The organism is Arthrobacter sp. GMC3, assembly GCF_002929305.1.
Lineage (GTDB): Bacteria > Actinomycetota > Actinomycetes > Actinomycetales > Micrococcaceae > Specibacter.
Genome location: NZ_PJIO01000007.1, coordinates 1 through 12,146 on the forward strand (window position 1 = coordinate 1; position 12,146 = coordinate 12,146).

Annotated in this window: 9 protein-coding genes and 1 tRNA gene; 7 read left to right on the plus strand and 3 right to left on the minus strand. The window is 58.3% G+C overall.

Annotated features, from left to right (window positions below; translation table 11 throughout):
- Positions 1-359: 359 nt before the first annotated feature.
- Together CXQ94_RS12410 and CXQ94_RS12415 are read right to left on the minus strand one after the other, a co-directional pair.
- Positions 360-734, minus strand: coding sequence for a phage holin family protein (locus tag CXQ94_RS12410; RefSeq protein ID WP_104090636.1), 375 nt, complete (start codon positions 732-734; stop codon positions 360-362).
- A 540-nt stretch (positions 735-1,274) separates the two neighbouring features.
- A tRNA-Leu gene (locus CXQ94_RS12415) sits at positions 1,275-1,357 on the minus strand.
- A 436-nt stretch (positions 1,358-1,793) separates the two neighbouring features.
- Here CXQ94_RS12415 and CXQ94_RS12420 point away from each other — a divergent pair.
- The 7 genes from CXQ94_RS12420 to pknB all read left to right on the plus strand — a co-directional run bounded on the left by CXQ94_RS12420 (position 1,794) and on the right by pknB (position 11,377).
- Entirely contained in the window at positions 1,794-2,612 is an 819-nt protein-coding gene (locus CXQ94_RS12420) for a DUF3662 and FHA domain-containing protein (protein WP_104090638.1), read from the plus strand.
- Positions 2,609-3,094: an FHA domain-containing protein gene (locus CXQ94_RS12425; protein WP_104090641.1), complete on the plus strand. Its 486-nt coding sequence runs from the start codon at positions 2,609-2,611 to the stop codon at positions 3,092-3,094. The genes CXQ94_RS12420 and CXQ94_RS12425 overlap by 4 nt, the downstream gene beginning before the upstream one ends.
- 2 nt (positions 3,095-3,096) lie before the next feature.
- Positions 3,097-4,815 (plus strand): PP2C family serine/threonine-protein phosphatase, encoded by a 1,719-nt coding sequence (locus tag CXQ94_RS12430; protein WP_104090643.1) that lies wholly within the window; start codon positions 3,097-3,099, stop codon positions 4,813-4,815.
- Positions 4,812-6,176, plus strand: a complete 1,365-nt coding sequence (locus CXQ94_RS12435; RefSeq protein WP_104090647.1) for an FtsW/RodA/SpoVE family cell cycle protein — start codon at positions 4,812-4,814, stop codon at positions 6,174-6,176. Before CXQ94_RS12430 ends, CXQ94_RS12435 begins: the two co-directional genes overlap by 4 nt.
- Positions 6,173-7,627: a penicillin-binding protein 2 gene (locus CXQ94_RS12440; RefSeq protein ID WP_104090650.1), complete on the plus strand. Its 1,455-nt coding sequence runs from the start codon at positions 6,173-6,175 to the stop codon at positions 7,625-7,627. Before CXQ94_RS12435 ends, CXQ94_RS12440 begins: the two co-directional genes overlap by 4 nt.
- Positions 7,624-9,402 carry a protein kinase gene (locus tag CXQ94_RS12445; protein WP_104090653.1) on the plus strand — a complete coding sequence of 593 codons (1,779 nt, stop codon included), beginning with the start codon at positions 7,624-7,626 and terminating at the stop codon, positions 9,400-9,402. Before CXQ94_RS12440 ends, CXQ94_RS12445 begins: the two co-directional genes overlap by 4 nt.
- Before the next feature lie 70 nt (positions 9,403-9,472).
- Complete coding sequence (gene pknB / locus CXQ94_RS12450; protein WP_104090655.1) at positions 9,473-11,377, plus strand: Stk1 family PASTA domain-containing Ser/Thr kinase; 1,905 nt, start codon at positions 9,473-9,475, stop codon at positions 11,375-11,377.
- Positions 11,378-11,432: 55 nt separating this feature from the next.
- Here pknB and CXQ94_RS12455 read toward each other — a convergent pair whose 3' ends face one another.
- Positions 11,433-12,071, minus strand: coding sequence for an aminodeoxychorismate/anthranilate synthase component II (locus tag CXQ94_RS12455; RefSeq protein ID WP_104090658.1), 639 nt, complete (start codon positions 12,069-12,071; stop codon positions 11,433-11,435).
- Positions 12,072-12,146 lie beyond the last annotated feature (75 nt).

Sequence of the window (12,146 nt, forward strand, 5' to 3'; positions counted from 1 at the left end):
CAATCAAATAACCAATTCAATATAAATAAATTGGTATCAATAAAACTTGGCACACTATTGAGTTCTCAAACAACAACCACACCCGACCAACACACCAAAAACCCCGCAAACAAACGGAACAATCCTTGACGATCAGTGCCGGAGCAACTTTTCAAGCTTACCCACAATGCCTCACAAAAGCAAATCCACTAACCAGTGAATCAACCCCACAAAACACCACAAAAATACCGGCAAAACCGGCACCAATAAACGGGGTATTCGTCACCCACAACAAGCGGGGCAACTCGAAAAACAATACACACCTTTCAACCAACAAGCAAACCGAGGGCCCTCACCCATGCTGCACCCTGCCTCGGGCTCTACTTCGCTGCACCCTTAAGAAGGAGTCGGGGGAGGAACACGGCTCCCGCTGCGGTTACCGCCCAGACAATGAGGGTCGCTAGTACCCACGACGTGAACGTCCGAATGGACGTCCCCCCACCGAAACCATTGGCAATCAACAGTGCAAGGAAGGTGGAGATCAAGGACGCCGCTCCACTGAGGACAGGCGCATGTTTGTTCGCAATCTTCTCCACGATGCCCGTTGCCAAAGATTGGACGATGGTAAAGATGATCACCGCCGTCAGGAAACCCGAGAACCGCAAGTGGAAGCCTGGCAAGATGAGCGCTGCGAGGATGATCGCCACCGCTGAGGTACCAAGCTGCAGCCCGACGCGTATCAAAAGTGTCTTCATGATTTCAGCCTAAGCCGCTCCCTGGCGGAATGGGCCAAATCTTTGCCAATCTCTTTGATAAAAGAAGACCGCCTTAGTTGTTCGCACTAGCAGCCTGCTCCGATTGAATGCCACACCGTTAGGGCCAAGCATTGCAACTCACCAAACGACGATGCCGCCAGGAATCAATCATCATCGGCCCGTTGCCGGGAGTTGTAACCAGCGCAGTAGTAATAGGGAGTAGATAATGCCAGGAAGTTCCCTCGTGGACCAGGACGTCTTTACAACTCACTCGTCAGACGCAGGCCAGGTAATACGTCTACTGGTCAGTCAGATGGGGCTTTGCGTCCACGCCCACGAACCGAACCGCCCGCTCCAGCACTTGGACAAATGACGTCGGGACTCCCGACGTCATGGTTGCGTCGGATAGCGGCACCTTAGTCAACGGCGGCGCCAAAGCAGCAACATGTCTGCCCAGACCATCGCCACGGGCAGTAAGGGTGGATGGGAACAAAAAATCCCCGGCAGAACCATTGGTTCCACCGGGGATTTTCAAAAACGTGCGCGAGGGGGGATTTGAACCCCCACGCCCTTTCGGACACTGGCACCTGAAGCCAGCGCGTCTGCCGTTCCGCCACTCGCGCGTTTTCGAATTCCACCTTGTCTCTTTCAAGATTCAGTGGAACAGCGAGATCAAGCATATAGGACACTTTGCCAAAATACCTAAACGGCACCTCATAGCCACGGCAGGAACACGCGTAAACGGTGGCTCAAACAGCCCGATAGGCCCGTAGATACGCGGATTTGAAACAATTTGTGACCTTCGAACCGGCCCCCTCCTACGGTATGAAATCACCCCCAATTTCCTGCGGCAGTAAGGTTATTCCAAGCCTTGCCCAGTAGTATCGAGTCTGTGGTTCGTTGCCCGGGATACGGGCGGCTATCCAATAGCGCTTGTTTTTAGGGGTCCGGTGGGGCATACGGCGACACAGGAAAATCTGCTGGTTCAAAGGGCAGGAGTGCAAACTCCAACAGTGCAAGACCAGCAGAAGAGACATTAACTAAGGGAGAGGAGAACTTATGGGATTGTTTGACAACGTCGAAAAAGGCATTGAAAAGGCAGTTCGTGGCGCCTTCTCCCGTGGGTCAAAGACTTTGCAGCCGGTGGAAATGGCCAGCGCACTGCGTCGCGAGCTGGACGACAAAGCCATGACCTTGGACGCGGGACGAACCCTGGCTCCGAACGTTTTCAATATCCAGCTGGGCGACTCCGACTTTGAACGCGCCCGTTCCTGGGGCGTAACTCTCGCCGAAGAACTCTGCGACGTGGTCATTAACCACGCACGCAGCCAAGGCTATGTATTGCAGGGCCCCGTCCGAGTGGCGTTCAACCATCAGCCCGAGCTCCGCGCCGGGCACTTTGAAGTTTCCTCGGTCACCGAGAAGGAAAACTCTTCCTCCCGGGCCGAAGCACAGCAGGCCTTCCAGAGTCCGGCCCGGCCCCCCGCAGCACCCACCCACGCACCCGGACAGTACGCCAGCCAGCCGCCAGCACCTGTTTACAAGCGCCAACCGCCCGCGGCGGCTCCCCTGGACGGCCAGCCGGTGCTAGATATTGATGGCCAGCGGTATTCGCTGAATGCCAGTTCCATCATCTTGGGCCGTTCCTCCGAGGCGGACATTCTCATCGATGACACGGGAGTCTCCCGCAAACATCTTGAGATCCGCACAGGTGAGGGCGTCTGCACCGCCGTCGATCTGGGCTCCACCAATGGCAGCTATGTCAACGGTCGCCGCCTCAACGGCAGTACCCCGCTCACGGATGGTTCAACCATCACCATGGGGCGCACTGAAATCACTTTCCGCATCTTGCCGGCAAGGAATGGTTCCCGCCCATGAACGATCTCAGCCTGACAGTGACCATTTTGCGTTTCGGCTTCCTGATCCTGATGTGGGTCATGGTCTTCAGCGTGGTGGCCGCCATGCGCCGCGACCTGGTCATTGGCCGCAAAGCCAAGGTAGGCGCCCCCACGGCGCGGCAGGCCCGCAAACATCCTGAACTAATCCAGGATGCTCCCGCCGCCAAAGCCCAGGCCCGCCTGTTGGTTGTTACGGAGGGGCCCCTTGCCGGCACCACCTTGGAACTGTCGAACACGCCCATTTTGCTGGGGCGGGCCCAAGAAGCAACTTTGGTGTTGGAGGACGATTACGCTTCAGGGCGTCATGCACGCTTGTTCCCGCAAGGCACCCGCTGGTTCATTGAGGACCTTGGCTCCACCAACGGCACCTACCTTGGCGGAACACAATTGACGCGTGCACTCCCCGTGGAACTTGGCGTTCCGGTTCGGATCGGTAAAACGGTTATCGAATTGAGGGCTTGAGCATGCCCGATCACCCCTTGATCCTGCGGTATGCCGCCCGATCAGATGTGGGCCTTGTCCGGGCAAAGAATGACGATTCCGCCTATGTCGGCAACTACCTCGCGGTGGTCGCCGACGGTATGGGCGGACACGCCGGCGGCGATGTGGCCAGCGCGTCAACAGTCCTTGACCTAATTCACCTTGACCATGGCAACTACACGGACGACGCCGGCATACATCTCGCCGATGAAATCCAAACCGCCAACTCGCTCCTTTCAGAGCTGGTCCATGTTGACCCCAAATTGGCCGGCATGGGCACCACAGTTACGGCTTTGCTGCTCTCCGGAAATCGGCTGGCCTACGCCCACATTGGCGACTCGCGCGCCTATCGGCTCAAGGACGGCGTATTCGAGCAGATGAGCATCGACCACACGTTCGTGCAGCGCATGATCGACGAAGGTCGCATGACCGAGGCGGAGGCAGAGGTACACCCTCACAAGAACGTACTGATGCGCGTTCTCGGCGATGTCGACGCCTCTCCTGAACTGGACTTGAAGTATTTTGATGCCGAGGCCGGCGAACGTTGGCTGCTCTGCTCAGACGGACTGAACTTTGTTCGCCACGAAATGATCGAAGAAGTCATTCGGAACACCAAGAACTTGGCCACGGCTGCGGATACGCTCATTGAGCTTACGCTGGCCGCCGGCTCACCTGACAATGTCACGGTGGTCGTCTTCGACGTCGTCGAGTCCACCCCGGATGACACACCCACCGCGGCACTGAAAACCATTTCAGCATCCGTACATACCGGTGATGGCATGGTTCCTGACGATCGTGATTTGCCCCTACTCTCTGCCCGCGATCAAGACCAACAGACGGGGACTGATGAGGCCGCATCTCCGGTAACCCTCCGGCCGGCCGGTCTCGATACCCCCGCGGAAACTTCAGCTGCAGAGCCGGCCAACGCCGATGGAGTTGGCGAAGAAGAGCCAGAGGCAGCAGCCAAACTTCCTAGCGAAGACGCTCCCGATGAGCTCGATGCCCATATTCGAGCCGCCGTCGTCCGTCACGAATTGTCATTGCGCCCCCACGAACTTGTTGGCGCAGCACTGACGGCCAATGCTGAAGGAAAGATTCCGCAGCTTGCCGACCACCCCAGTGTCCAGCGCGCTGCCCAGGTACTCACCCACAAACCGGTTGACGCTGCACCGGCGGTCGACGATACCGAAACGTCCCTTCCCCGGGCCCGCTTCCGCCCGCTGGTGCTGACAATTGTGGGAACAATTGTCCTGCTCGCCATCATCGCGGCAGGCTGGATCGCCTACGCCTGGACACAAACGCAGTATTTTGTTGGCGTTTCAAATGGCAACGTGGCCATCTACCAAGGAGTTTCTCAAAACCTTGGCCCCATCTCACTTTCGTCATTGGCGCGGGAAACCACCATTGCCGTTTCATCGCTGCCAAAGTATTCGCAGCAGTTGGTTGCACAGACCTTGCCGACGTCTTCCTTGAGTGGCGCCGAACAAATCATCAGCGATCTGCAGCTTGGCACTGGTTCCAGCACCCCTCCCTGCGAGGTCACTAGCAACACTTTGCCCCCAACTGGCACCGCGACAGCTTCGCCGGCTGCATCAACGGTTCCTGCAAGTGCGGCACCGTCGGCGAGCCCTTCCGGTGGAGCCTCAGCAACGGCACCAACGTCCACTGCCACACCGACATGCAATCCCGGAGGCGGACAATGAGCCAGCTTGCTACAGTCGCTAAACCGCGCCGGAACACAGAACTACTCTTGTTGTTGCTGGCCCTCTCCGTGGGGATCATGGCCAATGCGTTGGTCAATTTGAACCTCGGCCGGACTTTTGACAACGATTTTTATACACAAGCGGCGATACTGACCGGATTGTCACTGGCCGTTCACTTCACGCTTCGATTCCGCGCAAAATATGCCGATCCTGTTATATTGCCTACGGTGGTAGCACTGAACGGGATCGGGCTGGCCATGATCCACCGGCTGGACATCACCACTGGCGACTCGGCCGGCCCTCGTCAATGGCTATGGACATCGCTCGCCGTGGCTGCGGCCATCACCGTGATCTGGTTCCTCAAAGACCACCGGATCCTGCGCCGCTATACCTATATATCCCTCGTGGTGTCGGTTGTATTGCTGCTCATGCCGCTTGTTCCTGGAATCTCCGCAGGTGACGTCAATGGTGCCATGGTCTGGATCAAGCTGGGCCCCTTCACCTTCCAGCCCGGTGAGATCGCCAAGATTACTTTGGCCATATTCTTCGCCGGGTATCTTTCCTCCAACCGAGACCTGATTCTGCTCGCTGGCAAGAAGATCGGGCCATTGCAGCTTCCCCGTGCCCGCGACCTGGGTCCGATGATCGTCGCCTGGCTGGCAAGCGTGGGCGTTCTGGTCTTCCAGCACGACCTCGGCTCGTCCATTCTGTTCTTTGGCCTGTTTATGGTCATGATTTATGTGGCCACAAGTCGTATCAGCTGGATCCTTATCGGCCTGGCGCTGATGGCTGTTGGCGGCTTTGCCGCCTACCAGATCTTCCCGCATGTGAGTCGCCGCATCGATTCCTGGATCTACGCCTTTAACCCTGAATACATTGCCGACGCCAGTTTCCAAGTGGTTCAGGGACTCTTTGGCATGGCCAACGGGGGGCTGCTGGGCACCGGGTTTGGGCAAGGTTCCCCGGAAACAGTGCCCCTGGCCAACAGTGACATGATCATTGCCGCCCTGGGTGAAGAGTTGGGCTTGGTGGGCTTGTTCGCCGTGATCTGCCTCTACGCGCTACTGGTGGCCCGCGGTTTCCGCGCAGCACTGGGTACACGCGACGCTTTCGGAAAGCTCTTGGCGGTCGGCTTGGCTTTCTCCTTTGCACTCCAGTGCTTCGTGATCATCGGAGGCGTCACCCGCCTCATTCCACTAACGGGCCTCACCACACCATTTTTGGCCGCCGGCGGCTCGTCCTTGTTGGCCAACTGGATCATTGTGGCCCTGATTTTAAGGATCTCGGACGCGGCACGCAGGCCCCTGGATCTTTCGCCTAGTCCGAGCAACGAACAGCAAAAGGAGGTTCCGACACTATGAATCAGGCCATCCGTAATTCCTGGATTGTTGCCATAACGCTCTTTGCGCTCCTCTTCGGCTCAATTTCCTACGTGCAGTTCTTCGGCGCCGACGCACTTAACGCCAATCCCAGCAATACCCGGCAGTTGCTCAAGTCCTTTTGCAGCAACCGCGGTCCGATCCTCGTTGACGGGCAGCCTATTGCCGAATCCGTCGCCACGGACACGGATTGCAAGTACCAGCGCAAGTACAACGATCCATTGCTGTATGCCGGCCTGACTGGTTTCTTCAGCAAGTATGCGGGCCAGTACGGTCTTGAAGCCGCAATGAATCCCGATCTGGCCGGAACCTCGAATGACGCATTCTTTGAGCGGATTTCACAGGCGTTTACCGGATCCGTGCCCCAGGGTCTCTCTGTGGAACTGACCATTGATAAGAACATCCAGAAGATGGCCTATGACATGATCCCCGACGGCGTCGCCGGATCAATCGTTGTCATGAACCCAAAGACCGGCGCCATTATTGCCATGGTCTCCAAGCCCTCCTATGACACCAACTTGATGGCCAGTCACGACAAGGCAGCCGTAGGGTCGGCCGTGGCGGAGTTGACTAAGATCCCGGGCATCAACCTCTACGGCTCCTCTGCCTACAAGCAGGTGTATGCGCCGGGTTCGGTCTTCAAGCTCATAGACACTGCGGCGGCTCTGGAATCGGGCAAATACAACAAGGACAGCGTGCTTCCCAATCCGGCAAACATGTCTTTCCCGGGCATGACCTACACCCTGCCAAACTACGCCTACGGCAAGTGCTACACCCAGACCGAGGCCAGCTTCACGTTTGCACTGGAGAACTCCTGCAACACACCGTTTGCCAGTATTGCACTGGATCTGGGACAAGATGCCATTACTGCTCAAGCGAATAAGTTTGGCTTCAATGACAAATCCTTGGGCATCCCGGATCAGGTCGTAGCCAGCCGGTTCCCAGGCAGCCAGGGCGCCTTGGACGCCCCCGCCTTAGCCCAAAGCGCCATAGGCCAGCTGAACGTTCAGGCGACACCGTTGCAAATCGCCATGATGACTGCGGCCATTGCCAATGGCGGAAAGCAAATGAAACCCAATATGGTGCAGACCGTACGCACACCGGATCTCAAGACTGTTTCGAGCCTGGTCCCCGAAGAATTGCGGCAATCCACCACCCCGGAGATCGCCGCCCAAATCACTGATTGGATGGTCAGCGTGGTGGATAACGGCATTGCCTCACAGGCCGCCGTCCCCGGTGTAAAAGTGGCCGGTAAAACGGGAACCGCAGAACTTGGAGATGGTTTGAACAACGCATGGTTTACCGGGTTCGCCCCGGCCAATGACCCCCAGGTGGTGGTATCGATCGTTATGCCCAAGGTCGACGTAGCCACCGGAGCACAATTAACAAGTCCCAACGCAAGCAAACTCTTCAAGGCGGTGTTGAACAAGTGAGGCCTACTTCAGGAATCACCTTAGGCGGCAGATACCAACTCACCTCGCGCATCGCCATTGGCGGCATGGGTGAAGTATGGAAGGCACAGGACCTGGTCCTGGGCCGTATCGTGGCCATCAAGATTCTCAAGGACGAATACACGGGGGACCCCGGATTCCGGGCCCGCTTCCGTGCTGAGGCCAAGCACACGGCGCTGTTGAATCACGTGGGCATTGCCAACGTCTTTGACTACGGCGAGGAAGACGGCTCCGCCTATTTGGTCATGGAACTTGTCCCCGGCGAGCCGTTGTCCACCTTGATTGAGCGCGAGCATATCCTCTCCGCCGACTGGACCCTGTCCATGATTGCCCAGACGGCCCGTGCCCTCTCCGTGGCACATGCCCAGGGTTTGGTTCACCGCGACGTAAAACCCGGCAACCTGTTGATCACGCCCGAGGGCAGAGTCAAGATCACAGACTTTGGCATTGCACGCTTGGCTGACCAGGTGCCCCTGACCCAGACCGGTCAGGTAATGGGCACGGCCCAGTATCTGGCTCCGGAGCAGGCCACCGGTCAGCTCGCCACCGGCTCCTCGGATATATATGCCCTGGGTGTTATAGGTTACGAGTGCATCACCGGTCACCGGCCGTTCTCGGGTGAGTCACAGATCGCCATTGCCCTGGCACAGGTCAATGACGCCCCGCCACCGCTTCCGGACACCTTGCCCACACCCGTGAGGGCCTTGTTGATGTCGATGTTGGCCAAGGATCCGGCGAACCGCCCTGCGAATGCCATGAAGTTGGCCGAGGCTGCCGAAGCGATCCGTGCCGGTGATATCAAAGCCGCCCACGCCGCCGTTCCGGGCATGCTGCTCTTTGAGTCATCCACAGGACCCATTACGGCCCCCGTTGACATCAACGCCACGGCTCCGACGTCGGTAGTTGGGAACATTTCGGAGCCCAGCACTACGGCGCTGCCGACTGTCAGCGCCGCCACAATTGAGGATTACCCGGCCGAGTCACTCACACGGGCGGAGGCACTTAGCGCCGAGCGAGCCTGGGGCGAGGAGGACCCGCACTTTATGGACGGTGCCGACGATGGGGAGGAACCTCCTGCCGAGCCCGTCAAACGCGGCCGCAGTCCCTGGACATGGCCCCTGGTGGCCTTGATCGCCTTGCTCGTTTTCGCTTTGGGGGCATTGCTTCTGCAAAGCTTGGGCGTCTTCGAATCCAAACCGGCACCGTCGGTGACCAAGTCGACCTCGATTTCATCGAGTGCCACGCCACAGGAAACCACGCCGTCACAGACACCAACAAAGTCTGAGACTCCGACGACGTCCTCTGCCCCTTCCACCTTCACGATCAATCCCAATCAGGTCAATGGACAGACTTTTGACTTCGTCGACGGTTTGCTAACCGATGGTGGACTCTTGGTATCCCGGGTAGATGCTTACAGCGCCACAGTTGCTGAAGGGAGGGTCATTGAAGTAAGCCCCACTGGTGTGGTTGCCGTTAATACACCCGTAACGGTCACCGTTTCCAAGGGAGCGGAACCAACCACACCTCCGGCCACGGCACCAGTTCCTTCTTCCGTGGGACAGCAGGGCAATGCCTACGACGCTGCCCTGGTTTCTGCGGGTTTCATACCCGCTCGTGTGGAGGAATCCTCGTCGACGGTTCTGACCGGCATCGTGATCCGTACCAACCCAACGGCCGGAACGCAGGCTCCCAAGGGTTCCGTTGTTACCTACTACGTGTCCACCGGTCCAGCGACTCCTGCGCCCAAGGCACCGTAGTTTCACCCAAATCCCGGCCCGGCCCGGCAACGACTCAACTTCGCACTAATTTGAAAGGACACCGACTCACATGAGTGTTCCGCGCGTCCTGAATGGACGGTATGAGGTAGGTGGATTGTTGGGCCGTGGCGGCATGGCCGACGTCTACCAGGCGACTGACACGCTCTTGGGCCGCATAGTCGCCATCAAGGTTCTGCGCGGCGATGTGGCCCGTGATTCCCAGCTGCAAGCCCGTTTCAAACGCGAAGCCCAGGCCGTGGCCGGGTTGAACCATCCCTCGATCGTTGCCGTGTACGACACCGGTGAGCACGCAACGGGGGACCCTCTGCGCGACGGCACCACTTTGCCGTACATCGTGATGGAACTTGTGCAGGGCAAGACGCTGCGTGATCTCATCCGGGCCAATGCCATCAGCATTGACCAGGCGATCGATTTCACCTTGGGTGTCTTGTCCGCGCTTGAATACAGTCACCGCTCGGGCATTGTTCACCGTGATATCAAGCCCGCCAACGTCATGGTCACAGAAGACTCAGACGGCCATTTGGGTGCCGTGAAGGTCATGGACTTTGGCATTGCCCGCACCATTTCAGATTCCGCGGCAACCATGACCCAGACGCAAACGGTGATGGGCACCGCCCAGTATCTATCTCCGGAGCAGGCGCGCGGGGAGACCGTTGACGCCCGCAGTGACCTGTATTCGGCTGCCTGCTTGTTCTATGAAATGTTGGCTGGCCGGCCGCCCTTTACGGGGGATTCTCCCGTTTCGGTGGCTTACCAGCACGTGCGCGAGGTGCCTCCTGCCCCCAGTACGTTCAATCCGAAGATTTCACCCGCTTTGGACAGCGTCTTGCTGCGTGCCTTGCAGAAGACCCGTCAGGACCGGTTCCAGGACGCGGCGTCCTTCCGGCGTGCCTTGCGTGCGGCCCGGACTGGTGTGACTCTGGCTCCCACACCGGTTTCGGTGCCGACAGACGTTTTCGCGACGGTACCCGCCGCGGCACTGGCCGCTCCGGCTGTCCAGGTTCCTCCTGAGGATTCGCACGACGACGGCCCATCCACCCGTGCCATGGCGAAAGTTCTTGCTGGGGGAGCGCTGACTACCGACCACGACGATACAACCGGTCCGGAAGTTCCCAACGAATCCGAGCTTAAAGCCAAGCGCCGTCGACGGGCGTGGATCACTACCCTGTTTGTCTTTTTGGCGATCATCCTCGCTGGTGGTGGGGTCATCGCCTACAACTTGGCCAATGCCAAGCCGGCCGCTCCAATTCAGCTTGGTGTGCCGTCGTTGGCTGGATTGAGTGAGGCCGATGCCGTGGCGAGACTTTCTGCCTTGGGCCTTGAATCCCGCGTCAGCACAGAATTCTCAAACACAGTAGCCTCGGGCGATGTCATCCGCACAGACCCGTCCGCGTCGGTCCTTGTCAACGAACATTCCACCGTTGCGGTGATTGTCTCCAAAGGTTCCTCGGAAGTGAGGATTCCGCCGGATCTTTCAGGCCGTACCGAAGCGGAGGTCAGGTCCATGTTGGGCGCATTGAACTTGAAATTCAAACCGAATGTACGCGTTGACGATCCGGTGATTCAGGCCGGTCTTGTTGTCAGCACTGACCCTCTGCCGGGCAAGACTGTGGCTGTGGGGACCGAGGTCACCTTGAAGATCTCGACAGGGCAAGTCCTGATGCCCTCACTGTTTGACCTCACTAAGGATCCCGCACAGGTTAGGCAGGCGGTGGGTGATGCCCTCAAACAGCTCTCTTTGCAGGTTGTCTTTGTGGAGGCCGAGAACTCGGCCGTGACTCCCGGTCTGGTGACGGGGCAGTCCGAGCCCGCCGGGTCTTCAGTGGACCAGAGAAGCACCATCACGGTGACGTTGGCAAAGGCTCCTGAACCCGCGCCAACCACTGAGCCAACGTCCACGGCCACTCCCAAAGCACAGCCAAGCAAAACCTCTACGGCTGCTCCAAAGAACTGAGTAGGAACAAAAAAGAACCGCCCCTAGGGGCGGTTCTTTTTTCCGGTTCTAGGAATCAGCTGTTGATGAGTGGACTGAGCATTGCGCCTTGAGCCGACGCACCAGCCAACCCCACGGACTCTAGCCAATTGCCCACCATCTGGTAGCCGCCCTGGGTTAGTACCGATTCCGGGTGAAACTGGACCCCGGACAAGGGCGCCGTTTTGTGCGCCAAACCCATGATGACGCCGTCGGCCGTTTCTGCTGTGATTTCCAAAATTTCCGGAATGGTTTCCCGCACCGCTGCCAGGGAGTGGTATCGCGTAGCGGTAACTGGGCTGGCCAGACCGGCGAACACACTGGTTCCGTGGTGGAAGACCTCGCTGGTTTTGCCGTGCATCAGCTGTTCGGCGTGGGTCACCACGCCACCGTAGGCTTCGGCAAGGGCCTGGTGCCCAAGGCAGACACCAAACATTGCTTTGGCGTTCTCACCGCACCATTTGATCAGCTCAATGCAGACACCGGCTTCAGTCGGGGTCCCGGGACCTGGGGATACTAGAACCCCGTCCCGTGCGGCGGCGAGCTCTACAGCTTCAGCCAAGGTGACGTCGTCGTTCCTGACCACCGTGGTTTCTGCGCCTAGTTGCTGCAGATAGCCCACCAAGGTGTAGACAAAACTGTCATAGTTGTCGATAACCAAAATACGTGCGGTCATGGTTGGGAACTACCACCAATCGTGGAATCAGTGAGCGGATTGAACTGGGAGAGCCAGGGGAACACGAATTGCATG